Annotated in this window: 22 protein-coding genes; 14 read left to right on the forward strand and 8 right to left on the reverse strand. The window is 51.9% G+C overall.

Features of this window, described 5'->3' with window-relative positions; translation table 11 throughout:
• Window positions 1–7 precede the first annotated feature (7 nt).
• Genes Q394_RS0103825 through Q394_RS0103835 form a run of 3 tightly spaced genes read left to right on the forward strand, consistent with a single transcriptional unit; the run spans window position 8 to window position 2,761 of the window.
• A complete protein-coding gene (locus Q394_RS0103825; RefSeq protein ID WP_038140451.1) occupies window positions 8–961 on the forward strand; it encodes an amino acid ABC transporter permease in 954 nt (317 codons plus the stop codon).
• 1 nt (window position 962) lies between these two features.
• Complete coding sequence (locus Q394_RS19035) at window positions 963–2,009, forward strand: amino acid ABC transporter permease (protein ID WP_038140452.1); 1,047 nt, start codon at window positions 963–965, stop codon at window positions 2,007–2,009.
• Entirely contained in the window at window positions 2,009–2,761 is a 753-nt protein-coding gene (locus Q394_RS0103835; protein WP_028488112.1) for an amino acid ABC transporter ATP-binding protein, read from the forward strand. Before Q394_RS19035 ends, Q394_RS0103835 begins: the two co-directional genes overlap by 1 nt.
• Window positions 2,762–2,776: 15 nt before the next feature.
• Here the strand turns inward: Q394_RS0103835 and Q394_RS0103840 are convergent, their stop codons facing one another.
• From Q394_RS0103840 to Q394_RS0103850, 3 genes are all read right to left on the reverse strand, one after another.
• Complete coding sequence (locus tag Q394_RS0103840) at window positions 2,777–4,651, reverse strand: potassium transporter Kup (protein ID WP_028488113.1); 1,875 nt, start codon at window positions 4,649–4,651, stop codon at window positions 2,777–2,779.
• A 111-nt stretch (window positions 4,652–4,762) separates the two neighbouring features.
• Window positions 4,763–6,109, reverse strand: coding sequence for a TrkH family potassium uptake protein (locus Q394_RS0103845; protein ID WP_211248782.1), 1,347 nt, complete (start codon window positions 6,107–6,109; stop codon window positions 4,763–4,765).
• A 16-nt stretch (window positions 6,110–6,125) separates the two neighbouring features.
• Entirely contained in the window at window positions 6,126–6,788 is a 663-nt protein-coding gene (locus tag Q394_RS0103850) for a potassium channel family protein (RefSeq protein ID WP_028488115.1), read from the reverse strand.
• Between the two features lie 137 nt (window positions 6,789–6,925).
• Here Q394_RS0103850 and Q394_RS0103855 point away from each other — a divergent pair, with 137 nt between their 5' ends.
• The 3 genes from Q394_RS0103855 (at window position 6,926) to Q394_RS19040 (ending at window position 9,617) form a co-directional block, all read left to right on the forward strand.
• Window positions 6,926–7,309, forward strand: a complete 384-nt coding sequence (locus Q394_RS0103855; RefSeq protein ID WP_028488116.1) for a DUF6394 family protein — start codon at window positions 6,926–6,928, stop codon at window positions 7,307–7,309.
• A gap of 15 nt (window positions 7,310–7,324) precedes the next feature.
• The gene (locus tag Q394_RS0103860; protein WP_028488117.1) at window positions 7,325–9,013 is read left to right on the forward strand and encodes a potassium channel family protein; all 1,689 of its coding nucleotides are present in this window, start codon (window positions 7,325–7,327) and stop codon (window positions 9,011–9,013) included.
• Between the two features lie 109 nt (window positions 9,014–9,122).
• Entirely contained in the window at window positions 9,123–9,617 is a 495-nt protein-coding gene (locus Q394_RS19040; RefSeq protein ID WP_038140454.1) for a helix-hairpin-helix domain-containing protein, read from the forward strand.
• 59 nt (window positions 9,618–9,676) lie between these two features.
• On the opposite strand, the gene Q394_RS21285 is transcribed toward Q394_RS19040, so the two are convergent.
• The 4 genes from Q394_RS21285 to map form a co-directional block, all read right to left on the reverse strand.
• On the reverse strand, window positions 9,677–10,360 hold the full coding sequence (locus tag Q394_RS21285; RefSeq protein ID WP_028488118.1) for a cell division protein ZipA C-terminal FtsZ-binding domain-containing protein: 684 nt from the start codon (window positions 10,358–10,360) through the stop codon (window positions 9,677–9,679).
• A 33-nt stretch (window positions 10,361–10,393) separates the two neighbouring features.
• Window positions 10,394–13,882: a chromosome segregation protein SMC gene (gene smc, locus Q394_RS0103875; protein WP_028488119.1), complete on the reverse strand. Its 3,489-nt coding sequence runs from the start codon at window positions 13,880–13,882 to the stop codon at window positions 10,394–10,396.
• 73 nt (window positions 13,883–13,955) lie between these two features.
• Window positions 13,956–16,601 carry a [protein-PII] uridylyltransferase gene (gene glnD, locus Q394_RS0103880; protein ID WP_038140457.1) on the reverse strand — a complete coding sequence of 882 codons (2,646 nt, stop codon included), beginning with the start codon at window positions 16,599–16,601 and terminating at the stop codon, window positions 13,956–13,958.
• Window positions 16,598–17,410: a type I methionyl aminopeptidase gene (map, locus tag Q394_RS0103885; protein WP_028488121.1), complete on the reverse strand. Its 813-nt coding sequence runs from the start codon at window positions 17,408–17,410 to the stop codon at window positions 16,598–16,600. The genes glnD and map overlap by 4 nt, the downstream gene beginning before the upstream one ends.
• A 195-nt stretch (window positions 17,411–17,605) precedes the next feature.
• Between map and rpsB the strand changes: the two genes are divergently transcribed.
• Window positions 17,606–18,379, forward strand: coding sequence for a 30S ribosomal protein S2 (gene rpsB, locus Q394_RS0103890; protein ID WP_028488122.1), 774 nt, complete (start codon window positions 17,606–17,608; stop codon window positions 18,377–18,379).
• A 30-nt stretch (window positions 18,380–18,409) separates the two neighbouring features.
• Entirely contained in the window at window positions 18,410–19,282 is an 873-nt protein-coding gene (gene tsf, locus Q394_RS0103895; RefSeq protein ID WP_028488123.1) for a translation elongation factor Ts, read from the forward strand.
• Window positions 19,283–19,342: 60 nt separating this feature from the next.
• Here the strand turns inward: tsf and Q394_RS0103900 are convergent, their stop codons facing one another.
• Entirely contained in the window at window positions 19,343–19,912 is a 570-nt protein-coding gene (locus tag Q394_RS0103900; RefSeq protein WP_028488124.1) for a Uma2 family endonuclease, read from the reverse strand.
• A 194-nt stretch (window positions 19,913–20,106) separates the two neighbouring features.
• On the opposite strand from Q394_RS0103900, the gene pyrH reads away from it, so the two are divergent.
• From pyrH to rseP, 6 genes are read left to right on the forward strand one after another with little or no spacing between them, the layout of a single operon-like run.
• Window positions 20,107–20,841 (forward strand): UMP kinase, encoded by a 735-nt coding sequence (gene pyrH, locus Q394_RS0103905; RefSeq protein WP_028488125.1) that lies wholly within the window; start codon window positions 20,107–20,109, stop codon window positions 20,839–20,841.
• 5 nt (window positions 20,842–20,846) lie between these two features.
• Entirely contained in the window at window positions 20,847–21,404 is a 558-nt protein-coding gene (frr, locus tag Q394_RS0103910) for a ribosome recycling factor (protein WP_028488126.1), read from the forward strand.
• Between the two features lie 52 nt (window positions 21,405–21,456).
• Window positions 21,457–22,206 carry a polyprenyl diphosphate synthase gene (uppS, locus tag Q394_RS0103915; RefSeq protein ID WP_028488127.1) on the forward strand — a complete coding sequence of 250 codons (750 nt, stop codon included), beginning with the start codon at window positions 21,457–21,459 and terminating at the stop codon, window positions 22,204–22,206.
• Window positions 22,199–23,020, forward strand: coding sequence for a phosphatidate cytidylyltransferase (locus tag Q394_RS0103920; protein WP_028488128.1), 822 nt, complete (start codon window positions 22,199–22,201; stop codon window positions 23,018–23,020). Before uppS ends, Q394_RS0103920 begins: the two co-directional genes overlap by 8 nt.
• Window positions 23,010–24,185 carry a 1-deoxy-D-xylulose-5-phosphate reductoisomerase gene (gene ispC, locus Q394_RS19050; RefSeq protein WP_038140460.1) on the forward strand — a complete coding sequence of 392 codons (1,176 nt, stop codon included), beginning with the start codon at window positions 23,010–23,012 and terminating at the stop codon, window positions 24,183–24,185. The genes Q394_RS0103920 and ispC overlap by 11 nt, the downstream gene beginning before the upstream one ends.
• A gap of 3 nt (window positions 24,186–24,188) precedes the next feature.
• Complete coding sequence (rseP, locus tag Q394_RS0103930; RefSeq protein WP_028488129.1) at window positions 24,189–25,565, forward strand: RIP metalloprotease RseP; 1,377 nt, start codon at window positions 24,189–24,191, stop codon at window positions 25,563–25,565.
• Window positions 25,566–25,567 lie beyond the last annotated feature (2 nt).

Here is a 25,567-nt window from a genome sequence, read left to right on the forward strand (position 1 = left end):
GGTGATTATGGCATTCTGGCGTAACCAAAAAACACGCGGCTGGCTGTATCAGCTTGCCGCCTTGCTGCTGGTGGCTGCCTGTATTGTCTGGCTGGCGGATAACACGCTGGAAAACATGCGTAATCGCGGCATCCAGAGCGGTTTCGACTTCCTGTCACAGCCTGCCGGGTTTGCCATTAGCGAAAGCCTGTTTGGCTACGAATCCACCGACACTTATTGGCGAGCTTTCCTGGCGGGCTTGGGTAATACCCTGAAAGTTGCCGTCGTTGGCATTATCCTCACCACCATTCTTGGCGTATTACTGGGGGTAGGGCGGTTTTCCCATAATATCCTGATCCGTGGCTTATGCCTGACGTATGTGGAAGTGTTCCGCAATGTTCCGCTGCTGCTGCAATTGTTGATGTGGTATCTGGTGTGCGTGGAATGGTTGCCCAATGTGCGCGAAGCGGAGCCGTTTCTGGGGATTTATCTGACCAAGGCGGGGCTGGCGTTGCCGTGGTTTGGCGATATGCCAGTTAAGGCAGGTTTCGGGATCAAGGGCGGGGTGAATCTGTCACCGGAGTTTTTCGCCTTATTGCTGGGGCTGACGATTTACACCGCGTCGTATATTGCGGAAATCGTGCGTAGCGGCATTGCCTCTGTGCCGCGTGGGCAGCGTGAGGCGGCGCTGGCGCTGGGTTTGAGCCGTGGGCAAACCATGCGTCTAATCCAGTTGCCGCAAGCCTTGCGGGTGATTATTCCGCCGTTGACCAATCAGTATTTAAATCTGACCAAGAACTCGTCGCTAGCAGTGGCGGTGGGCTACCCTGAATTGGTGTCGATTGCGAATACCTCGCTCAACCAGACCGGGCGGGCGGTGGAGTGCATTGCGGTAATCATGGCGGTTTATTTAACGCTTTCCTTGCTGACATCGGCCTTCATGGGCTGGTACAACCGCCGTTCGGCCATCAAGGAGCGTTGAGATGGTCACTTGGTTACGTGCCAATCTGTTCAATAACGTTTTCAACAGTGCCATCACCGTATTGCTGGGGACGTTGTTACTCTATGTGTTGTCGCAGGTATGGGGTTGGGGAATCAGCCATGCGGTGTGGGTGGCGGATGCCGAGCAATGCAACACGGCGCGTGGCGCTGGTGCTTGCTGGGGCGTGGTGGCGGAAAAATACCGCATCATTATTTTCGGGCGTTACCCGTTTGAAGCGCAGTGGCGTCCGCTGCTAGCAACCCTGTTGTTGATGGCTTTGTTGCTGGCAAGCTGTGTGCGGTTGTTTTGGAAACCGTGGTTAGCGGCGTTGTGGGTTGGCGTACTGGTTGTGTTTTTCATCCTGATGCACGGTGGTGTGTTGGGGTTGGCAACGGTGACAACCGACCAGTGGGGCGGTTTGCCCTTGACCATTTTGTTGGCATCCTTGTCGGTAGTGGGCGCGTTTCCGCTGGCGGTGTTACTGGCGTTGGGGCGTATGTCTGACCTACCGGTGATCCGTTCACTGTGTACGGTTTACGTGGAACTGATCCGGGGTGTACCGCTGATTTCGGTGCTGTTCATGGCCTCGTTCCTGTTCCCGCTGTTCATGCCTGTGGGTACGTCGATTGATGTGTTGCTGCGGGTATTGGTGGCGATGATTCTGTTTGCGGGGGCGTATCTGGCGGAAGTGATCCGGGGTGGTTTGCAGGCGATTCCGCGTGGGCAATACGAGGCGGCGGCATCTTTGGGGCTGACGTATTGGCAGATGCAGGGCAAGATTATCCTGCCGCAAGCCTTGGCAACCGTGGTGCCGGGGATCATGAATAACTTCATTTCCACCTTCAAGGATACCTCGTTGGTGACGATCGTGAGCTTGTATGAACTCACCGGCTCGCTGGATCTGGCGGTTAACAGCGATCCCGACTGGTTGCCGTACAAGCTGGAAGGCTATCTGTTTATCGCCGCCATTTATTTCGTATTCTGTTTCAGCTTGTCGCGCTACAGCCAGTGGGTGGAGCGGCAGGTGAGCCGGGGGAAAGTGCATTAATGTCTAACAATCAAGCTGACTACATGATCGAATTCGCCAAGGTCAACAAATGGTACGGTCACTTCCACGTGCTGCGTGACATCGACTTGCAGGTACGCAGGGGGGAACGGATTGTCATTTGTGGCCCTTCCGGTTCGGGCAAATCGACCCTGATTCGCTGCATTAACCGCCTTGAAAGTCACCAAAAAGGCAAGTTAACGGTAGATAATCTGGAACTCAGCGATGACGTGAAAGTACTACACGAAGTCCGCCGCAAGGTGGGCATGGTGTTCCAACAATTCAACCTGTTCCCGCATTTGACTGTGCTGGAAAATCTCACCCTCGCGCCGATTCAGGTCAATAAACTGTCCAAAGTCGAGGCGGAAGAACGTGCGATGGAACAATTGCAGCGGGTACAAATTGCCGAACAGGCGTACAAATACCCCTTGCAACTCTCCGGTGGGCAGCAACAGCGCGTTGCCATTGCGCGTACCTTGTGCCTGACCCCGCAAGTGCTGCTGTTCGACGAACCGACTTCCGCGCTCGACCCGGAAATGATCAAGGAAGTGCTGGATGTCATGACCGAACTGGCGGAGCAGGGCATTACCATGCTGTGTGTGACCCACGAAATGGGTTTCGCTAAATCGGTGGCTGATCGGGTGATCTTCATGGATCAGGGGCAGATTGTGGAAGAAAACAACCCGCACGATTTCTTCAATCGCCCGCGCAATGAGCGCACGCAGGCATTTTTGGCGAAAATATTGACGCACTGAAGGTATGTTCAGACCCTACAACGACACCTGTGTGCCGATTTCCACTACCTGTTCCGGCGGCAAATTGAAGTAGCTAGCAGCACTTTCTGACTGGCGCATCATCCAGCCAAACAGTGCGCAACGCCAATAAGGCAACACACCCTCACAGCCCACTAGGGCAGTGCGTGCTACAAAAAAGGTGGTGCTATCAGTGGGCAATTCCAATTGGTAGTCGACAGTGCCGCGTAATGCTTTGGTTAAATCTGGGTCTTCGCGGAACCCAAAGCGCACCCCTACACTGTAGATACCCGGTGCAAGTCCCGTTACCCTCAGGCGATCTTCTTCCTCAACATAGGGTACTTCCTCATTGTCTACATGCAGGAATACGATTTGTTGGTGCATTACGCCGTAATGCTTGATGTTATAAAACAAGCGGCTAGGCACGAGGTTGGGGTTAGAGGCTAGATATACGGCAGTACCCGGTACACGGGGAATATCGCTATGCTGGTCAGTGATAAACTTGCGCATGGTGATATTGAGCTTGCGGCGGTGGTCTGCTACCAGTTGGCTTCCTTTTTTCCATGTCATTAGCAAGGTGAAAATGACAATGCCCATGGTAATCGGTAGCCAGCCACCGTGCTCAATCTTGCTCAGGTTGGAAGCGAAGAACATGATTTCAAACAGGCTGCATACCAATACTGTGCCGACAATCATGTGGCGAATGCGTTGATTGGGGCGGGCAAGTGCGACCAATATCACCATCAGGCTATTAATAACCATTGCTCCAGAAACCGCAACCCCATAAGCCGCAGCTAACGCGCTGGATGAACCAAAACTTAGTACCAGTAACAATACGCCCAACAACATCAGCCAGTTGACGCTGGCAATATAGATTTGCCCACTTTCCGAGTCAGAGGTGTGCTCTACCCGGATACGCGGTAGATAGCCCAGCCGGGTTGCCTGCCTAGTCAGGGAATACGCCCCGGAAATGGTGGCCTGGGACGCAATCACCGTTGCCATCGTGGCCAATATCACTAAGGGGATTAGCAGGCCTTCCGGGGCGAGGAAATAGAATGGATTTTCGGTGGCTTCAGGGTGACGTATCACCAAGGCACCTTGCCCGAAATAATTCAGCATCAAGGAAGGCCACACCAAGCCGTACCACGCCAAGCGGATCGGTCTTGCGCCAAAATGCCCCATATCGGTATACATCGCTTCCCCACCGGTCAACGCGAGAAAGACGGCGGACAATAAAACGAACGCTGCTGCAGGGTGTTGCAGGGTAAAGGATAGCGCGAGCAACGGATTCAACGCTTGCAGTACTTGTGGGGTTTTTATAATGCTGATCAGTCCCAGTATCGCCAGCGAGGCAAACCAGACAAGAGTGATTGGTCCGAACAGGCTGCCTACTTTTGCTGTCCCAAACCGCTGAATCATGAACAGGCTAATCAAAATACCTAAAGTAATGGGAATGATCAAATGTTCAAATTGTGGTGTTGCCACGCTGATGCCTTCCACGGCTGACAGCACTGAAATGGCTGGAGTAATGACTGCATCACCGTAGAACAATGCGGCGGCAAATACGCCTAGTATTGCGCCGATCTTCGACCACCTCGGCAGAGTGCGGCGTGTATGGCGGCGTGCTAGCGCAAGCAAGGCAAGCTCCCCGCCTTCGCCTTTGTTGTCAAAACGCAGCACCAGCCACACGTATTTAACGGAAATGACCATTGTCACTGACCAAAAGATGGCAGATAGGATTGCTAATACATTTTCATGGGTTGGTGTAAGACCGTGAAGAAAGGCTTCCTTGAATGCATATAAGGGGCTAGTACCAATGTCGCCAAAGACAACACCTAACGCAGCAATCATTAATACGCCCAGCTTCTGCTTAGGGGCGTGTATTGTGCTCATATCAAAACTCCTTCCTTGAAGCTTTAGCAAGCGATGCCATCTGATATAGCAACCGATGCAGGGGGTATGGTTGCGGATTCTGGCACGTCAGAGATAAATATGATGTAGAAATTAACCTAGATACACTTGGCTAGCTGGATAACGCACGCGTGGCGGCACTTGCATCGCGAGAAAAAATCCCAAGGTTAAGGGGCCGACTCGTCCTATAAACATCAGTAACATGATGATCGTGCGCCCCAGTTGATCGAGTTCCCCGGTAATGCCGCGTGATACGCCAACGGTTGCGAGTGCAGAGACTGCCTCAAACAGTAAATTTAGAAACTCGCCATCGTGTGTCAACGTCAACAGGAATACGCCGAACATCACGGACAGCAGGGTGGTGACGACCAATGCCTGTACTTTTAGCACTTGTTCTAGACCGACGCTGCGTCCGAAAGCATGAATACGTTGCTGCCGCCGGAAAAACGCCAACGTTGCTAATAGTAGGATAATAAATGTCGTCACTTTGATTCCGCCTGCCGTAGAGGTGCTGCCTCCGCCAATTAGCATCAAAGAAATAAACATCAGTGTGGTATTGTCATGCATTTCTGCTAAATTAATACTGTTAAATCCCGCAGTACGGCTGATCACCGCTTGAAACCAGCTTGCCTGCCATTTGTCGAAAGCACTTGCCATTGACCCCAACGTCTTGGCGTTATCCCATTCCAGCACGGCAAACAGCACGGTTGACCCCACCAACAATACTGCTGTTCCCACCAGCATCAGCTTGGTATGCAAGGAAAACCGCCGCCATTGGCGTAACTGGAAAATATCCGCAATCACGCTATAACCCAGCCCGCCAATAATCACCAGCATAGGGATAGTGAAATTCACCAAGGGATTATTCGCCCAACGCACCATGCTGTCCGGGAATAATGCAAACCCGGCGTTATTGAAAGCTGAAATACTGTGAAACAAGGCTTGCCATAAACCCGTTTGCCACCCGAACTCGGGAACGGTCACGCAAGCCAGCAAGGCCGTACCACCCAGTTCGCACACTAACACCACCCACAAGATCACTTTCAGCAAACGTACCAGTTCCCTGACTGAAGTCTGGTTCAAATCTTCACGCAGGAACACATGGTGCGACATGCCAATCGGTAAACCCATGGCGGATAGTATCAATACCGCAAACACCATGATTCCTAACCCGCCCAACTGGATCAGGAGCAGGATGAAAGCCTGTCCGGTGGTGGTAAAAGCACTACCCGTATCCACGACGCCCAAGCCAGTTACCGTGACAGCGGACACGGCAGTAAACAGCGCATCCCCCCAGGCAATTCCGTGATGGGTTGAAACAGGCAATTCCAATGCCAACATCCCGATGACAATGAGTATGGCATAGGACAAGGCCAGCAGAGCAGGAGGGGGCAAGTTGATAGTACGCCGAAAGGCAAGCGAACGGAGCCAGATAAACATGGGTTACTCCGCAGTATTAAATACTGTCGCTGAATTTGCGTAAGGATGCACGGCGTCCCAGTAACAATAGCTTGTCATCTGGGTGTAACGAGGCATGGTCATTAGTGCAGTTTAGGAACTCACTGCCGCGCATGACGCCTAGACAACGTAATTCAAATTTCTCTTCCAATTTGAGGGAGTCAACTGTTTTTCCATCCAACCGCTCTGGTACGATCATATTCACTACATGGAAGCCATTACCCAGACTGACATAATCGCGTACCAATGGGTTGTGTAGTACCTGTGCAATGTGTTGTCCCATTTCTTCTTCGGGGTGAACAATACGGTCAGCGCCTAATTTGCTGAGGATTCGGTGATGGGTACGACTACTGGCTTTTACCCAGATGGTTTTTGCGCCCAGCAGCCGTGCGTTCATGGTGCAAAGGATACTAGCCTCAAGATCTTCACCCATAGCAATCAGCACGACATCATAGTGCCCGACACCCGCTTCACGCAGTGCCAATTCATCTCGCCCATCAATAATCATGGCTTCCGATAGAGTATCCGCCATCCGGCTGACTCGTTTTTCATCCATATCGATGCCAATAACGTGGTTGCCGAAACGTACCAATTCTGCCGCGACCGTGCTGCCGAAGGTACCAAGGCCGATAACGACAAAACTTTTGTGCGGCTGAGCCATCATTTTCTCCGAAATGTTGCTGGAATAGTGTGTGGGTTCTTGATGACCGCTACTGTATGTCAATTCCTGCCAAACAAGAAGTGGCAAGCTGTGTTATGTTTGCCGAAACAGGTTTGCAACTATTATCTGGAGTTTGCATGAATTCAGAGAAGGTCATTTTTGGTTTTTTTATTGTCTTGGCGTTAACCCTCAATTTTGGGTTTTTCATCGGTGACATTGACAGCATGGCGCACCACAATGTTTACGAACTGTTTGCTGCTATCGTGGTCAGCCTGATTGCAACAGTGTTGAAATTCGGTGATCGAACCCACCTCGGTGCTATCTTTCTGGCGACCAGCTTGGTGGCTGATTTGCAGTTGATCGTTGCGGCCTTTATCTGGGGTTATGCGGCGCATGTGAGTGCGGCGGGGGTTGATGAGGAAGCCGCAGTTGCCATCGTGTCGTTTTCCGGCGGTGCGTTGCTGGCGAACATCATCTCGGTGGTATTGCTGGTGGCAGAAACCATGACGGTACGCCGCTAACCGAAGGGGTGGCCTGTGCCTGATATTTTCTATGTGCTGTTGCGGCGAATGCGCACCCCGTTGGTGGTGCTGATCCTGATGTATGCGGTGTCGGTGTTGGGGTTTACCCTGATTCCGGGGATGGATGCAGAGGGTAAGCCGTGGCACATGTCGTTTTTTCACGCGTTGTATCTGGTGAGTTATACCGCCACGACCATCGGTTTTGGGGAAATCCCTTACGCCTTCACTGACGGCCAGCGCCTATGGATGATGTTCGTAGTGCATCTCACCGTGATTGGCTGGCTGTACAGCATTGGCTCGCTGCTGACCGTGTTGCAAGACCCTGCCTTCCGCAAATTGCGTGTTGAATATGTGTTCCAGCGCAGTGTGAAACATTTGCGTACCCCGTTTTATCTGGTATGCGGTTACGGCGATACGGGCGGCATCCTGATCAAAGCATTGGCTGATGAGGGTATCAAGGCGGTGGTGGTTGATAAGGATGAAAACCGTATCAATGAGCTGGAACTCAGCGATTACATCCGCCGCCCGCTGGGTCTGTTGGGGGATGCTGCCAAGCCTGCGGTGCTGGAAATGGCGGGCATCACCAACAGCTATTGCATTGGCGTAATAGCCCTGACCGATTCCGACCAGACCAATCTGATGGTGGCATTGACGGCGCACTTGCTTAACCCTGATTTGCGGGTGTTGGCGCGGGTGGAGTCGCCCGAGCTTGAGGCGAATATCCGTTCCTTTGGCACAAACGAAGTTATTAATCCGTTTGAAACGTTTGCCGGGCGTTTGGCAATGGCCATCCATTCACCCGGCATGTATACGTTGTTTACCTGGATGACGGGTGTCCCGCATGAGCCCTTGCGTGAACCGCTGTTTCCGGGAAAAGGCTTGTGGATCGTTGCGGGTTACGGGCGTTTTGGCAAGGCATTGCACAGCAGGCTGCAAGGTGCTGGCATTCCTGTGCAAGTGATCGAGCCTGACCCACAACGTGCCCAAGCACCGCAGGGAACGCTGACCGGTTTGGGCACGGAAGCACCCACCTTGCTGCAAGCGGGCTTGCGTAAAGCGGTAGGTATCGTGGCAGGCACCAGTAACGATGCCGATAACCTTTCCATTCTGATGACGGCTAAGGAACTGAGGCCGGATATTTTCAGGGTAGCCCGCCAAAACCAGCGCGATAACGGCATTATTTTCGATAAGGCCGATTTCAACCTGATCATGAAGCGCGGTGATGTGATTGCCCATAAGATTTTTGCCCTGCTGCGTACCCCGCTGATCAGCGACTTTCTGGATGCTATCCGGGGGAATGATGATGACTGGGCAAACCTGCTGGTCAGCCGGATTCTGGGTGTTACCACTGATGAAGTACCGTACTTGTGGGAAATCAAGATCAATAAAGCCCGCACACCTGCTTTGTACAAAAGTTGTTTGATGCAAACCGTCACTTTGCACCATATCTTGTGTGATCCGCGCGAACGTGAACACTTGTTACCGGCCATTCCCTTGTTGCTCAAACGCAAGGGCAAGGTGACTGTGTTGCCAGAAACGGATACGCATCTGGAAGTCAGTGACCGCGTATTGATGTGTGCTTCTTACCCCACCAGCCACGACATGCAATGGGCTACCCAAAATGAAAATGTCCTGCACTATTTATTGACCGGGCAGGAAACGTCCGGTGGGGATCTTTGGCGGCGAATATTACAAAACCGTTAAAATGAGCAAAATACAATCAATTTTGTCATCATGTTTGGGAACGGCTAATGTTAAGATTTTGTGACAGAAAAAATCATCCAATGTAACAAGATTATAAGGAAAACCAACAATGGAACTAGAAGTCGTTAACGTTAAGTATGTAGGCCCTGCCACCGTCAAACGTTTAGCAGAGCACGGTATTACTAGTGTGCAACAATTAGCAGACATGTCAGTGGAAGCGCTCATTGCTTTGCCTGGTATTGGCGAAAATACAGCTCCGCTCATTATTGCTAGCGCTCAAGCAATGCTGGCTCAATCCCCACAAGACGATGCGATTGCCAACATTGTGTTAGAGGATGAAGTGATCACGCCGAATACCTTGTCTATGGATGGGGCGGCAATTGACGTGGAATTGGTGGCTGCCTTTGAGCGGAGTCTTTCAACGAGCATCTTAAAAAAGCAAGCCAGGCAGGAGAAAAAAGCTAAGAAGGCTGCGAAGCAAGCTCAAAAGGATTTAAAGAAAGCAACCAAGAAAGCAGCGAAAAAAGCCGAAAAAGTGGCTAAGAAAGATGAAAAAGCCGTGCGTAAGGCTAAAAAGCATGAGAAGAAAGCCAAGAAGAAATAATTGAAGGTTTCCCTCTTCCTTCCTCCCCTGTCAGTGGGGAGGTTTAGGAGGGAGGCCGCCTATGCCGCTATTGCTAGCATATTTGCCCATGCGTCTGGGGTAATGGGTTGTTGATTATGGTCTTTCAGCGTGCCGTGAAGATCATCTGTCAGTCTTTCGGCTGTCAACAGGAAGTCGTTAATCGCTTCAGCATCATTAATCAAACTGGGCAAATTGAGGATCATTGATAAGCCGGGTGTGGTTTGATCGACGAGTTCATCAGGTACTAATGTCCACGGTTTTACACCATTGGCCACACTGAATAAGCTGGTTTCGCCTTGCTCACTGAGCACGAATCGATGAAAAATATCCATTTCACCAAAGCTCAATCCTGCATTGTCGAGTGCTCGTAAGACTTCAGTGCCAGCAAAGCCAGCATCAATATCGGCTGCAATAAATAAAACTAACTGCGGCGGAAGGGTGACAGCCTTTGTTCCTGAAGGGGAAGCAGCGGTTGATCTACCTGCAACATTAGACATCATCACATCGGACATATCACGGGCATTTGCGGATGGACGTTTGCCGTCGCGTGCGGGTACGTCATCGCATACGCTAGAGAGTTCATTGCCATCGGCATCACGTAATATGGGAACGTTTTCGTCACGTTTTTGAGGAGATTGGCGGCGTGAGATGCGACTGATGACGTAAATACCCACCAGAGCCGCTAGCCCTAACACCATGATAATCAGGCTTACCAGTTCCATTTAAGATCCTTTAATCCTTGTTTGTTGTCGTCTTCAGCCATTTGCTAGTTTGACCGCTTCGGCCATATCAACTGCTACCAAGCGCGAGACACCCGCTTCACGCATGGTAACACCGATAAGGTTTTCGGCAAGTTCCATGGTGGTTTTATTGTGGGTGATGAAAATAAATTGTACCTGTTCTGACATATGCCGCACCAGTTCACAGAATCGCCCGACGTTAGCTTCATCGAGTGGCGCATCCACTTCGTCCAGCATACAAAAGGGTGCGGGGTTCAACTCGAAAATAGCGAACACCAAGGCTACTGCTGTTAAGGCTTTTTCGCCACCCGACATTAGGTAAATGGTCGAAAGTCGCTTACCGGGCGGACGCGCCATGATGGCAACACCCGTGGTCAGCAGATCATCGCCGGTCATTTCCAGATAGCATTCGCCGCCACCAAACAGGCGTGGGAACATCTCTTGCAGGCAGCTATTTACCTTGTCGAAGGTTTCCTTGAAGCGGGCGCGGGTTTCGCGGTCAATCTTGCGGATGGCATTATCCAGCGTTTCCAGCGCGGCGACCAGATCGTCGTTTTGCTGATCCAGATATTGCTTGCGTTCGCTTTGTTCGCGGAATTCGTCGATGGCGGCAAGGTTGATCGCGCCTAAACGCTGGATGCTGCGTTGTATGCTGTCCAGTTGTTGCAGGAAATGTTCCGGGCGGGCATCCGCTGGCAGGTTGGCTTGCAGGCTGGCGGCGTCGAATTCGGTTTTGGCAAATTGTTCAGCGATGGTTTGTTCGCGTACTTGCACGGCTTGCCATTCGAGTTTGCGGTTTTCCTGCTCAGTGCGGGTTTGTTCGACAATGCGTTCGGCTTGCACCCGTGCGGTATCTTGCTGGCGGATGTCGGCTTCTAGCGCTTGCAAGGTTTGCCGGGCTTGAGTCAGACGCTGTTCAACTTCGGCGCGTTGCGTCAGCGCGGTATCGCGTTCAGCTTGCAGGTCGGCGGCAGGGTCGTCGTGTAAGTGCATTTGTTCCAGCAGGGTGTCGCGTTGCTGTTCCAGCAATTCGAGGCGGCTGGTGAAGCGTTCAAGCTGGCGTTGGCTGTTGTCGCGTTGAGTGCGGTTGGTTTCCAGATGCAGGCGGATGTCTTGGGCTTCGTCTTGTAGCTCGCGCAAGGTGCGCCGCGCATCATTGACGGCGTGTTGCAAGTGTTCGCGGCTGGCGGCGAGTCGATCACGTTCGGTTTGCACGGTTTCCAGCAAGGCTAGTGCGGCATTGCGTTGTTCGGTGGCTAGCAGGTGATCTTCTTCTTGCTGCATCCGTTGCGCGTCGAGTTCGGCGCAGTCGGCGTCGATTTGCTGGCGGCGGCTGTGGAGCTGTTCGATGCGCTGTTGCAAGGCCAGCAAGCGGCTGCGCTGTTCGGATTCGGTGCGGTGCAGGCGGTTGGTGTCGGCTTGTGCCTGATCACGTTGCTGTTCGTGGCTGCGGATGCTGTCGCGCAAGCTGTCAGCGCGTTGTTGCCAGTCGGCAAGGCTGGTTTCTAGCGTTGCCAGTTGTTCGCGTAAGGATTCGATTTCTTGCTGGCGTTGCAGGATGCCGCTGTGTGCATCGGATTGGCGTGGGCTGCGTAACCAGTTGATGCCGAGCCACAGGCCGTCACGGGTGATGATGGATTCGTTGGGGGCTAGGCTGTGGCGTTGCGATAGGGCTTCTGGCAGGGTTTCGGCACAGCGGATACCCGCAAATAAGGTGCTGGCATGTGTGGGGTGTTGGATTTTGCTGGCCAGCATTGTCGGACTGGTGTCCGGCCTACTGGCGTGGTTTTCTAGCAAACTGATGCCAGAGGCTGGAAAGTCGTTAATAATTGGTAGGGAATCCAGGCAAATAGTATCTAAACCTTCGCCCAATACGGTTTCAACTGCTGTTTCCCAACCACTCGCGACGCGTAATTGTTCGGCGATGCGCGGGGCTTTGTCCAAGCCTTTGGCGGTGAGCCATTGCTGGCGGGCTTTGTCGGTTTTGTCCAGCCCGGCTTGCTGCAAGGTTTCCAGCGAGGCCAGCCGCCCTTGTAGGGCTTGGCGTTGTGAGCGTGCTTGATCCAGTTGCGCTTGCACGTCGCGGTGGGCTTGCTGTTGTTCGTTGAGGGTGGCGCTGAGGTCGGCAAGCTGTTCGGTGGCGAGCAGGTGGGCTTCGGCGGCTTCTTGCTGTTGTGCTTCGAGCAGTTGCAGGTCGTCAAGGAAGCGGGTGGTGGACAGGCTGCCGGTTTCTTGTTGCAGGCGCTCAAAACGCTGGTTGGTTTGGCTCAGTTGGCGTTCGAGCTGTTCCATGCGGGCTTTTTCGACTTGCGCGTGCCGGGTGGGTTCGGCAATGCGTTGCTGGATGCTGTGCCAGTGTTCTTGCCAGTCGTTGAGCTGGTCTTCGGCATCTTGTTGGTGGGCTTCTGCCATTTCAAGCTGTTCGCCGAGGGCTTCTTCGCGGGGTTCGAGGTCGGCAAGGGCTTGTTCGCACGCGCTGAGTTTGTCGCGGTCTTCGCTGGCGTGGCGCTGGGTTTCTTCGATGCTTTGTTCGGCACTGCGCAAGGCATCTTGCTGGCGGCGTTGGATGTCGCGCTGGTGCTGGATGCTTTGTTCGATGCGGGCAATGTCTGCCCCGGCTTGGTAATACTCGCCTTGTACCGTGTTGAGGGTTTCGTTGGCATCGCTGTGCTGGTTGCGAAGTGCTTCGATGCTGGCTTCGAGGTGGCGGACTTGGGCTATCTGTTCCTGATAATCGGTGGAACGTTGGCTAAGGTCGCGCAGGCGCTGTTCGCCGTCGGCTTTGAGTGCCGCCCATTGCAGCACGAGTACGCTGGCTTCGAGGTGGCGTTCTTCTTCGCGTAATTCGCGGAAACGTTGCGCGGCTTTGGCTTGTTTGTCGAGGCGTTCGAGTTGCTTTTCGAGTTCGTCGCGCAAGTCCGTGAGGCGTTCGAGGTTTTCGCGGGTATGCGCCATGCGGGTTTCGGTTTCGCGGCGGCGTTCTTTGTAGCGGGAAATCCCGGCGGCTTCTTCGAGGGTATTGCGCAATTCTTCGGGTTTGGCTTCGATCAGGCGCGAGATCATGCCTTGTTCGATAATGGCGTAGCTGCGGGGGCCTAAGCCTGTGCCGAGGAAGATGTCGGTAATGTCGCGGCGACGGCATTTCGAGCCGTTGAGGAAATAGCGGGAATCGCCGTCGCGGCTGACTTGGCGTTTGACGGAGATTTCGGCGTAGTTGGCGTATTCGCCGCCGAGTGTGCCGTCGCTGTTGTCGAATACCAGTTCGACGGAGGCTAGGCCAACCGGCTTGCGTGAGGAGGAGCCATTGAAAATGACATCCTCCATCGACGCGCCGCGCAAGTGTTTTGCAGAGGATTCGCCCATGACCCAGCGCACGGCATCAATGGTGTTGGACTTGCCACACCCATTGGGGCCGAGAATGCCGGTGAGGTTGCTGCGTAAATCCAGCGTCACGGGGTCGACGAAACTTTTGAATCCGGCAATGCGGATTTTACTTAGACGCACGGGGTGGGGGCTTACCTGTTACTTGGGGCGCTGATTTTACGGGAGCACAGGGTAAAAAGGCTAGTGATGTTGTTCACTCGGCCTCCAGTGCGCCTGCTAGCACCTGCCGGATATGCTGCTGTTGCTGCTCATCCATAATCATGCAGCCTTCCTGCGTGGTCACGTAGAAAATATCTTGTGCCTGTTCGCCTAGCGTGTTGATGCGGGCGTTATGCACACGAATTCCCAGCCCATCCATTGCTTCGCCTAGCCGTGACAGTAGCCCTGGCATATCACCCGCGTTGATTTCTAGCAAGGTCAGATTTTTTTCTGGCTGCTGGCTAAAGGAAATGCGGGTGGGTATGTCGAAATTGCGCAAAATACGCGATTTGCGGTGGGTACGGTGGTAAGGCGTTTCGCGTTCTAGGTTATTGGTGATGGTGTCGATGATATATTCTTGATCAACTTCACTGATAATCGGGTGATTATCTTGGCCGAGAATGTGCAGCGTGTACAGGTCGAAACCGTCTGTGGTGGAGACTATCCGTGCTTGCACGACGTTGAGGTTGAGTTGCTCCAATGAGGATACGATTCGTGAAAATAATTCATCCTGATCTTTGCTGTAAACAAATAAGACATTGCTGCTGCCTGAGACGGTACGACGGATGTGAATGAGGGTAGGTTTGCGTGCTGCCTCGATAAGGATGTGACGGGTATGCCAGTGCACCGATTCTACCGAGTGCTGGAGGTGGTAATCCGCCCCGAATTTATTCCATAGCGCGTGGCATTCGGCTGCGGAAAATCCTTCTTGCAACAGTTGTTCCAGTACGGCATTGCGTTTTTCCTCAATCAGCAATGTCCCTTCATGGGTAATCAGGGTGCGATTACTCAGGACACGTCGGGTAGAGTGGTATAGCTCATGCAGCAAGGCTTGTTTCCAACCATTCCATAGCTTGGGATTAGTACCACGGATGTCCGCAATAGTGAGTAGGAAGAGGCAATCCAGACGGCTTTGTGAGGCGACAATTTCGGCGAATTCCTGAACGATCGCGGGGTCACTAATGTCTTTACGCTGGGCAGTCATGCTCATCAATAAGTGATGGCCTACGAGCCAACTGACGAGTGAGGAATCATGCAGGTCTAGGCTGTGTTCCCGACAGAAACTGTAAGCATCGTGTGAGCCTAATTCGGAATGGTCGCCGTTACGCCCTTTGGCGATGTCATGAAATAGCCCGGCAAGGTATAACAGCTCCGGGTTACGAAAGTTCTTGAAAACTTTTGCACACAGGGGAAGTTCTTGAGCGCCGATGGCGGTACTGTAACGTCGTAGGTTGCGTACCACGAGTAGCGTGTGTTCGTCCACGGTATACATGTGGAACAAATCGTACTGCATCCGCCCGACGATATTGGCGAAGGCGGGGATGTACGCGGCAAGGATGCCGTAACGGTTCATGAGTCGCGTGACAAAGGTAATGCCTTTGGATTGGCGCAAAATTTGGATGAACAGTTGGCGGTGGCGGGCTTGCTGGCGGAAGCTGGCATCAATTCGGTGCAGGTTGTGGCGGATCAGCCGCGTGGTGTCGGGGGTTAGCCCGGTTACGCCCGGTGTGATTTGTAGTAGTAGGAAAATTTCCAGCAAGGCGGTTGGATACAGCACGAAGACATCCGGTGAATTCACCGAAATCAGGTTGCCGCGCTTTTGATACCATTCGCCCAACATTTCTGGCGGTGGTGGGTGCAGGGTGAGAATGCGCTCGCGGAAAATACCCATCAACATGTCGCTTAAACGTTCTAGCGCGGTGATGGTGCGATAGTAGCGTTGCATGAAGGCTTCTACGGCTGCATTGTTGGCATCGTCGGTATAGCCAAACAGGTGCGCAAGATTGCGCTGGTAGTCAAATAACAGGCGATCTTCCTTGCGCCCGGCCAGTTCGTGTAGGGCGAAGCGAATACGCCACAGGAACTGGCGACCTTCGCGTAATGTTTCAAATTCGTCGTATTCTACCAGCCGCTTTTCGTAGAGTTCCTGTAAAGACAGTGTGCCGTATTCGCGGTGTGTGACCCAGCTAATGGTTTGAATGTCACGTAATCCGCCGCGTCCTTCCTTGATATTGGGTTCCACGCGGTGCGAGGTGTCGCCGAGTTTGACGTAGCGTTTTTGTTGTTCTTCGAGCTTGGCTTGGAAGAAGTCGCGACTGTTCCACATGTGCGTCGGGGCGATGGCATCACGTAAGGCGTGGAAGAGTTGTTCATCGCCGCTAAGGTAGCGTGATTCGATGAGGTTGGTGATGACGGTTTGATCCGTGCTTGCCAGTTGTAGGCATTCGTCAAGGGTGCGAACGCTATGCCCAACATCCAGTCCGATGTCCCACAGTGATGTGATAAAGGCGGAGATGCGTTCGCAGCCTTCTGGGCTTGGTGATGCAGGCAATAGCAGCAGTAAGTCAATGTCGGAGGCTGGGTGTAATTCTCGGCGACCATAACCACCCACCGCAATTAGTGTGGCTTGTTGATGTTGAGGAATGCCGTTTTTTTCCCATAAGTGCTGGAGTAGTAGGTCGATAAATTCGGCATGGTTAAACAGCAGGCTACGAATTTCTTTCCCCGCGTGGAAGGCTTCCCCTAGCAACTTACGCGCGTCACGGATGGCTTGGGCATAATCAGCAATTTGCAGGTCATCACGTGCCATTAGCGCATGATAAACCGCCAGCAAAGGGTTGGTTTGCAGAATCGCCATCATAGTGTTTCGCGCCAGTTAGCCTCTTCGGCACGTAGCGTGAGAATCTCAAAGCCATCATCGGTCACTAAAATGGTGTGTTCCCACTGCGCGGAAAGCTTGTGGTCTTTGGTGACGGCTGTCCACTGGTCAGGCAGAATTTTCAGGTGGCGTTTGCCTTGGTTGATCATCGGTTCGATGGTGAAAATCATGCCAGCTTGAATGATGATTTTGTCGCTGTCTTTGCTGTAATAATGCAGGATTTGCGGTGCTTCATGGAATTTACTGCCGATACCATGCCCACAAAACTCTTCCACCACGCTGTAATGATGGGCATGAGCATGGCGTTGGATCGCCTTGCCAATATCACCGAGGGTTGCGCCGGGGCGTACTTGCAGGATGCCGTGGTACATGCATTGCTGGGTAATTAGGCTCAGGCGCTTGCCTGCAATGGTCGGTTCGCCGACGTGGAACATTTTGCTGGTGTCGCCGTGGTAGCCATCCTTGATCACGGTAATGTCGATATTCAGGGCATCGCCATTTTTGAGCACCTTGTCGCTGGGTATGCCGTGGCAAATCTGATGGTTGACCGAGGTGCAGATGGATTTGGGGAAGGGTGGTTGGCCATACCCCAGCGGGGCGGGGATTGCTTGCTGCACATTGATAATGTAATCGTGGCAAATCTGGTTCAAGGTATCGGTGGTGACGCCCGGTTTGACGTATTCACCGATCATGTCCAGTACATCGGCTGCCAGCTTGCCTGCTACCCGCATTTTGGCGATTTCATCCGCCGTTTTGATCGTTATTCCCTGATCACGTTGTGTCTTTGCCATTTCTAATTGTTCCCTGTAGCACTCAAAAGCGTTTCATGGTATAAAGCGCCCGCGAATTCCGCAAATAGTTTTACATGTTGTTTGACTGTTTATTTAAATCCACACATACATCGACACGACACGCAGGGTGCCTGAACAAAAAACAGGTTGCGTTTGCCGGGATGTATGGAGGCATAACCCATACAGGAGCTTATCATGCCTAAAGTTACTATGCGCCAAATGCTCGAAGCAGGCGTTCATTTCGGTCACCAGACCCGTTACTGGAACCCTAAAATGGGTCAGTTCATCTTTGGTGAGCGTAACAAAATCCACATCATCAACCTTGAGCAGTCTCTGCCAATGTTCAATGATGCGACCAACTTCATTGGTAAGCTGGCTGCGAAAGGCGGCAAAATCATGTTCGTCGGCACCAAGCGTTCTGCACGTGAAGCCGTTAGCGAAGCTGCGACTGCTTGCAAAATGCCTTACGTCAACCATCGCTGGTTGGGTGGGATGCTGACTAACTTCAAAACAGTCAAGCAATCCATCAAGCGCCTGAAAGATCTGGAAAAAATGGCTGAAGACGGCACTTTCCAGAAATTGGGCAAAAAAGAAATCCTGACCTTGAGCCGTGAATCCGAAAAGCTGGAACGCAGCCTCGGTGGTATCAAGGATATGCGTGGCCTGCCAGACGCGATTTTCGTTATCGACGTAGGCTACGAAAAAATCGCTGTGCAGGAAGCCAACAAGCTGGGTATCCCGGTTATTGGTGTAGTTGATACCAACAACTCCCTGCAAGGTATTGATTATGTGATTCCAGGTAACGATGACGCTATCCGCGCCATTCAACTGTACGTTTCAGCCGCTGCCGATGCGATCAACGAAGGTCACACTTCCGCTGCTGTTGCACCAGAACCTGAAGCTGCTGCCCCAGTTGTTACTGAAGCAGTCGCTGATGAAGCACCGACTACAGACGCTGCTGGCGCTTAAGCCAGCCCGTTCAAACAAGGAGTTACCCTAATGGCAATTACTGCTGGAATGGTGAAAGAACTGCGCGAACGTACCGGCGCAGGCATGATGGAATGCAAAAAAGCCCTGACTGAAACCAATGGTGACATGGAAGCGGCTATCGACCTGATGCGCAAATCCGGTGCAGCGAAAGCTGACAAGAAAGCCGGGCGTGTTGCCGCAGAAGGTCGTGTTGTGATTGCACTGACGGCTGATGCCAAACGTGCAGTCGTCGTTGAAGTGAACAGCGAAACAGACTTTGCTGCGAAAGACAGCTTCTTCGTCGCATTTGCTGAAGAAGTTGGTGCAACTGCATTGGCAAACAATGTAGCAGACGTTGAAGCGCTGTCAGCGATGACAGAAGCTAGCCGTACTGCACTGATCGCGAAAATCGGTGAAAACGTGCAAGTACGCCGTTTGGTCTGGGTTGATGCAGGTGCAGGCCAACTGTCTACCTATCAACACGGTGCTAAAATCGGCGTTGTGGTCAGCATGACTGGTGGCGACGATGAAATGGGTAAGCACATTGCGATGCACATCGCAGCGAGCCGCCCAGCTTGTGTCGATGAGTCCGGTGTACCGGCTGATTTGGTTGAGCGTGAGCGCGAAATCCAGATCGACATCGCCATGCAAAGTGGCAAGCCCCGTGACATCGCTGAAAAGATGGTTGTCGGCCGCATGAAGAAATTCTTGGGCGAAATCACCTTGGTAGGCCAGCCGTTCGTTATGAACCCTGACCAAACCGTTGGCGATTTGCTGACATCCAAAGGCGCAAGCATTGCTGAATTTGTGCGTCTGGAAGTCGGTGAAGGCATCGAGAAGAAGCAAGATAACTTTGCTGAGGAAGTAGCGGCGCAAGCGGCTGCGGCAGCAGCGGGGAACTAAAAACCTTCGGGTTTTTGTGAAAAAGGGGCACTGGTTGCCCCTTTTTTTATGCTTGTTTTTTTAGTCCAAGCCTACTTCTTTGCGGACGCGTCGATAGATGGTGTCTACGGTCATTTCCAGTCCGACTGACTCTAAGGTGAAGGTATCACCTGAGTAATAGTATTCCACTTTCCAGTTGCAGCGTCGCCGGAAAATTTGCAGGTGGGGGGTGTCTTGCGAGACGATGACGTATTCGCGCAAGGTCGGTATTCGTGTGTAATTCTCAAATTTTTCGCCTAAATCGGTGCGTTTGGTGCTGGGGGATAGCACCTCTACGATAAGGATAGGGTTAGAACGCGTGTAGGCATCGTCGGTATTTTCTCCACACGCCACCATAATATCAGGGTAGTAGGCAAAGTTTTTACTGCTATGGCGAATCACTACTTTCATATCCGATTGCCAAGCGCGGCATTCCAAGGGGGTTTTGCCCAAGATTGCACCAAACAATTCTGCACTGACGGTGTTGTGTAATTCACTCGCGCCGCTCATTGCGTAGATTTGCCCATCCACATATTCGCTGCGCACATCGACATCTCGCTCACCGGTGAGATAGTCATCAAAGTTGATGTATTCGTGTTTGACTGCGTGCATGGCTACTTCCTGCTTGGCTATTTTGCCAAAGTATAGTGGCTTGCGGTTGGCTTGTCCGCAAGGTGATTGTATCCGCGCGTGTGCGTGGCTGTAAAAAATCATGGATTGTTGGCTTTCTGCGTTAGCCCGTAGCTTGCCCCCTATCCTTGTCACCTGTATAAATGCACCCACGATACCAATAGCAGGAATACTTCATGTCATCGACTCCAGCCAGCCCCGAACTTCGTTTCCGTCGCATCCTTTTAAAACTCAGTGGCGAAGCCCTTTTGGGCAATCAGGATTCCGGCATTGACCCTGAAATCCTTTATCGCGTCGCAAGCGAAGCCATCGCCGTACAACGTTCTGGTGTGCAAGTCGCTATCGTGATCGGTGGCGGCAACCTGTTCCGGGGCGCGGGCTTAGCGGAAAAAGGCATGGATCGAGTGCGTGGCGACCAGATGGGGATGCTGGCAACGGTAATGAATTCCTTGGCGATGCAAGATGCGCTTGAAAAGCTCGGCGCTAACTGCCGCGTATTGACCGCGCTGGGTATTGATCAAGTGGGTGAGCGCTATTCCGCGCACCAAGCCCGCCGTTACCTGGAGCAGGGTGATATTGTTATTTGTGCTGCGGGAAGTGGCAACCCCTTTTTCACCACCGATACGGCTGCCAGCTTACGTGGCGTTGAATTACAATGCGACTTGTTGTTGAAGGCGACCAAGGTGGATGGCATTTATGATGCTGACCCGAAAAAAAATCCTACGGCGAAACGCTTTGATCGGTTATCCTTCGAGGACGCTATCCAACGCCAGTTAGGGGTGATGGATTTAACGGCGATGGTAATGTGCCGTGATAATAAACTTCCGCTCGGTGTATTTGATATGTTTGCGCCCGGAGCGCTCGCTGCGATGGTGCGTGGTGAGATTGTTGGAACTTTGGTTGAGGTTTAAGGTAAATGATTGCAGAGATTAAACAAGATGCAGAGCAACGGATGCAGAAAAGCATTGAAGCCTTGCGCAATGATTTGACAAAAATTCGTACAGGCCGTGCACACCCCAGTTTGCTGGATCAAATTACGGTGGATTATTACGGTTCAGAGGTTCCGCTTAGCCAAGTTGCCAATGTCAGTACCGAAGATGCACGCACCTTGAAAGTGGTGCCGTGGGAAAAGCCGATGGCGGCCAAAATTGAAAAAGCTATCCTAACCTCTAATTTGGGTTTGAACCCGTCTAGTGATGGCAATGTTATCCGTGTGCCTTTGCCAGCATTGACGGAAGAACGCCGCCGTGACTTGGTGAAAGTGGTAAAAAGCGATGCAGAAGGGGCGCGGGTCGCGATTCGCAATATCCGCCGTGATGCCAATTCTGATTTCAAGGCATTGTTGAAAGAGAAAGAAATCTCGGAAGACGAAGAGCGCCGTGCTGCTGACGACATCCAGAAGCTGACCGACCATTTCATCAAGGAAGTGGAAACGGTGCTGGAAACCAAAGAAAAAGAATTAATGGTAGTTTGATGATTGCTTCCGCCCCATCTCTTGGGGCGGGGTTGCATACGATGGGGCCTGAATGACAAATACAACGCCAAAAGATGCTGTTCCCCGACATGTTGCCATAGTGATGGATGGGAACGGACGTTGGGCAAAAGCCCGCTATCTTCCACGCCTGATGGGGCATCATCGTGGAGTAGAAGCCGCCCGTAAGGTTATCCGAGTCTGTAGTGGTGCTGGTGTAGAGTGCCTAACCCTATTTGCTTTCAGTAGTGAAAACTGGCGACGCCCGGAGGAGGAAGTCAGTGGCCTGATGTCTTTATTCATGTCCGCTTTGGAGCGTGAGTCGGCGGCCTTGTTTCGCCACAATGTCAGGTTATGTTTTATTGGTGATCGCAGCGGATTCTCAGCGAGTTTGCAAGAAAAAATCCTTCAAGTTGAGGCGTTGACCGCTAGTTGTAGTGGTATGCGCTTGCTGATTGCTGCTAATTACGGCGGACGTTGGGATATTCTTCAGGCAGTACGTACCCTTGCCAATCAGATTAATTCGGGTGATTTGGATGCTAATAAGCTGGATGAAACAATGTTTGGGCAGTTTCTGTCAACAGACGGCGTGCCAGAACCTGATTTGTTTATTCGCACAGGTGGAGAAAAACGCATCAGTAATTTTCTGATGTGGCAACTGGCATACGCGGAATTGTATTTCACGGATGTATTATGGCCAGAATTCGATGAACAATGTCTGCGCGATGCCTTCAGGGACTTTGCGAGTCGGCAGCGGCGTTTCGGAATGACGGGTGAGCAAGTATCGGGAGGAAAACATGCTTAAACAACGGGTTATTACGGGATTAGTGCTGATTTTATTGGCGTTTGGGGGCATTGGTCTTTTACCAGTTGAGCTGTTTGGCTTGTTCTCACTGATGTTTATTGTTGGCTTGGGTGCTTGGGAATGGGCTGGTCTGACCGGTTGTTACCTGCCTGAAAAGCGCTTACTGGGAACCATGATTATCCTACTGGCTTCTGTTCCGCTGGTGTTTATTCGCCCTGATCCTGTGTGGGTGTTAGTGGTTAGTATCCCGGTGTGGTTTTCCATATTGGTTGCTTTGAAAATTTATCCGCGTAACGCAGGTTTTTACAAGAAACATGCGCTGGCGATGCGCCTATCTGGCATATTGGTGCTTTTGCCAGCATGGTATGCCTTGGTGGCATTACACGCTATGCATTATAGCTATGTTTTTTACCTCATTTCTTTGGTTGCTTTGGCTGATACGGCTGCTTATTTTACCGGACGCAAGTTCGGTAGAACTAAGTTGGCGCCGGATCTAAGTCCGGGCAAGACAAAAGAGGGAGTGTCTGGTGCGGTGCTGGCGACAGCTGTGTGGGCATGGTTGGTATCCTCTTTCTGGCTGGATATTCCAAAAGAACAGCAGGTTGTGTTTATGGCACTTTCTATATTTGTGGTATTGATGTCGGTGGCTGGCGATTTGTTTGAAAGCCTACTGAAGCGTGAAGCAGGTGTTAAGGATAGTGGCAGCATCCTGCCGGGACATGGTGGCATTCTTGATCGAGTTGATAGTCTATTAGCCGCTGCACCGTTGTTTACGTTAGGCTTATTGTGGCTGGGGATCTACCGTGGCATCTAAAGGCATTACGATTTTAGGGGCGAGTGGCAGCATTGGTGTCAGTACGTTGGATGTGTTAGCGCGTCACCCAGACCGTTTCCATGTATTTGCATTAACAGCAAACAGTAATGTCGATAAGATATTCGAGCAATGCCAACGTTTTCAGCCGCGCTATGCGGTGATGGTAGAAACGGTAGCAGCTACGTTGCTGGAAAAGCGTTTGCAAGCCGTTGGTAGCGAAGTTGTTGTGCTGGCGGGTGCAGAAGCACTAGATGCTGTAGCTAGTAGCCCGGAAACGGATTACGTCATGGCTGCTATTGTAGGCGCCGCCGGTTTATTGCCAACATTGGCGGCAGCGCGTGCGGGCAAGCGTGTCATGCTGGCTAATAAAGAAGCGCTGGTTATGTCCGGGCAATTATTCATTGATGCTGTGCGTGAACACGGCGCTGAATTGTTGCCTATCGATAGTGAACATAATGCTGTATTCCAGTGTCTACCGACTGATGGTAGAAAAGGTGTTGAAAAGATTTTACTAACCGCTTCTGGTGGACCCTTCCGCACGTGGTCGTCGAGTGATTTGCAAGGTGTAACGCCTGAACAAGCAGTGGCGCACCCGAATTGGTCGATGGGGCAAAAGATTTCCGTGGATTCTGCCACTCTGATGAATAAGGGGTTGGAAGTGATTGAGGCGTGCTGGTTGTTTGGCCTGCCTGCCGAACGGGTGGAGGTCGTCGTTCACCCACAAAGCACTATTCATTCGATGGTGTCCTATAATGATGGTTCGGTGTTGGCTCAACTGGGCAACCCGGATATGCGTACTCCGATTGCTTATGCGTTGGGGTGGCCTGAACGTTTGGTTTCGGGGGTAGCTCCCTTGGATTTATTTGCTACCGCGAGATTGGATTTTGAACAGCCGGACAGGGAACGTTTTCCGTGCTTGCTATTGGCCTATGATGCGCACGCTCGTGGTGGTTATGCCACGATTGCCTTGAATGCCGCGAATGAAGTGGCGGTAAAAGCCTTTCTGGGGCGTGAGATCGGTTTTGCCGATATTCCGCTGCTGGTGAAGGATGTAATGCATCAAGCGTCAGCGGGTACTCCGATGAACCTTGACGATATACTTATTCAGGATGAGGAAAGCCGTGTGCGTTCACTATCATGGATAAAAAACAAGAAACTACACTAAATCATGAACTTGCTGACTATAATTCCTGCATTTCTTCTCGCCATTGGCGTGCTGGTAACCGTTCACGAATTCGGACACTTCTGGGTCGCACGGCGCTTGGGCGTTAAGGTATTGCGTTTCTCTATCGGTTTCGGTAAACCGCTGTGGCGGCGTGTCTCTAAGGATGCGGATAAAATTGAATATGTGGTGGCGGCACTGCCTTTCGGTGGTTACGTCAAGATGCTGGATGAGCGTGAGTGTGAGGATGGTTGTGAAATCGCCGAACATGAAGTGCATCGCGCCTTTAACCGGCAGAAACTGTGGAAGCGTGCGGCGATAGTCGTTGCGGGGCCGATGGCCAATTTTATACTGGCGATTGTTATTTATGCACTGGTCTTCATGATCGGTCAAGAGGCGATGCGTCCTTATGTCGATGTGATGCAAGATTCACCGGCAGCGCAGGCTGGTTTCCAATCGGGCGATCAGGTAACGGCGATTAATGGGGTTGAAACGACTTCATGGGAAGATGTGCGCATGTTGTTGGTTGAGGAGTACTTGAAGTCTCCGCAATTGGTTTTCAATGTGATAACCCAAGATCAGGTGCCGATGCAGCGTACCTTAGACCTGCAAGGGTTTGCCATGTTCGATGATGAAGGCGGCGCACTCGATAAAATCGGTCTGAGAACATGGGTGCCACCTTATGATGTCGTGGTTGAGCAGATTGTTCCGAATTCTCCCGCTGCGGCTGTGGGTTTGCAGGCTCAAGACAAAATTTTGTCGATTGATGCCGTGAAGCCGACGGGAGGACGTGGCTTTGTTGAATACATCCGTGCTCACCCTGATCAGCCTGTTGTTTTGAAAGTTGATCGGGCTGGTCAGATACAATCTTTCTCTGTGACCCCGCGCATTAATACTGAGCGTGGTGATGCCGTCGCGACGATTGGTGCTGCATTGGCAGCACCGCCACCGGCCTTACGTGATGAAATTTATTTCATGGAATCTTATGGTTTGGTTGATTCTCTGTGGAATGGGGCAGCGAAGACATGGCAAATGTCCATGCTGACCTTAAAACTCATGGGACGTATGTTTACGGGGGAAGTATCGCTGAAAAATGTCAGCGGCCCCGTGACTATCGCACAATTTGCAGGCGTCTCGGCATCGATTGGCTTGACGTATTACCTAGGATTTCTGGCAATTGTCAGTGTAAGTCTTGGGGTGTTGAACTTGCTGCCTGTTCCTATGCTGGATGGCGGGCATTTGTTTTATTACCTAATAGAATGGGTAAAAGGTAGCCCGGTTTCAGCAGAAACGGAAGCCGTTGGTTTTCGGTTAGGAATGGCAATCATTGGCGGACTCATGGTGCTTGCCTTGTATAATGACTTTACGCGGTTATTAAATTAATT

Origin of the sequence: Thiothrix lacustris DSM 21227 (genome assembly GCF_000621325.1) — a bacterium.
Classification (GTDB): Bacteria; Pseudomonadota; Gammaproteobacteria; order Thiotrichales; family Thiotrichaceae; genus Thiothrix; species Thiothrix lacustris.

Coding starts and splice junctions, on each gene's coding strand:
- Q394_RS0103825 (WP_038140451.1), top strand. CDS start 8: ATGGCATTCTGGCGTAACCAAAAAACACGCGGCTGGCTGTATCAGCTT.
- Q394_RS0103840 (WP_028488113.1), bottom strand. CDS start 4,651: ATGAGCACAATACACGCCCCTAAGCAGAAGCTGGGCGTATTAATGATT.
- frr (WP_028488126.1), top strand. CDS start 20,847: ATGATTGCAGAGATTAAACAAGATGCAGAGCAACGGATGCAGAAAAGC.
- Q394_RS0103855 (WP_028488116.1), top strand. CDS start 6,926: ATGAATTCAGAGAAGGTCATTTTTGGTTTTTTTATTGTCTTGGCGTTA.
- Q394_RS21285 (WP_028488118.1), bottom strand. CDS start 10,360: ATGGAACTGGTAAGCCTGATTATCATGGTGTTAGGGCTAGCGGCTCTG.
- pyrH (WP_028488125.1), top strand. CDS start 20,107: ATGTCATCGACTCCAGCCAGCCCCGAACTTCGTTTCCGTCGCATCCTT.
- Q394_RS0103850 (WP_028488115.1), bottom strand. CDS start 6,788: ATGGCTCAGCCGCACAAAAGTTTTGTCGTTATCGGCCTTGGTACCTTC.
- rpsB (WP_028488122.1), top strand. CDS start 17,606: ATGCCTAAAGTTACTATGCGCCAAATGCTCGAAGCAGGCGTTCATTTC.
- Q394_RS0103920 (WP_028488128.1), top strand. CDS start 22,199: ATGCTTAAACAACGGGTTATTACGGGATTAGTGCTGATTTTATTGGCG.
- Q394_RS0103845 (WP_211248782.1), bottom strand. CDS start 6,109: ATGTTTATCTGGCTCCGTTCGCTTGCCTTTCGGCGTACTATCAACTTG.
- glnD (WP_038140457.1), bottom strand. CDS start 16,601: ATGATGGCGATTCTGCAAACCAACCCTTTGCTGGCGGTTTATCATGCG.
- Q394_RS0103900 (WP_028488124.1), bottom strand. CDS start 19,912: ATGCACGCAGTCAAACACGAATACATCAACTTTGATGACTATCTCACC.
- rseP (WP_028488129.1), top strand. CDS start 24,189: ATGAACTTGCTGACTATAATTCCTGCATTTCTTCTCGCCATTGGCGTG.
- Q394_RS19040 (WP_038140454.1), top strand. CDS start 9,123: ATGGAACTAGAAGTCGTTAACGTTAAGTATGTAGGCCCTGCCACCGTC.
- map (WP_028488121.1), bottom strand. CDS start 17,410: ATGGCAAAGACACAACGTGATCAGGGAATAACGATCAAAACGGCGGAT.
- uppS (WP_028488127.1), top strand. CDS start 21,457: ATGACAAATACAACGCCAAAAGATGCTGTTCCCCGACATGTTGCCATA.
- Q394_RS0103835 (WP_028488112.1), top strand. CDS start 2,009: ATGTCTAACAATCAAGCTGACTACATGATCGAATTCGCCAAGGTCAAC.
- Q394_RS19035 (WP_038140452.1), top strand. CDS start 963: ATGGTCACTTGGTTACGTGCCAATCTGTTCAATAACGTTTTCAACAGT.
- tsf (WP_028488123.1), top strand. CDS start 18,410: ATGGCAATTACTGCTGGAATGGTGAAAGAACTGCGCGAACGTACCGGC.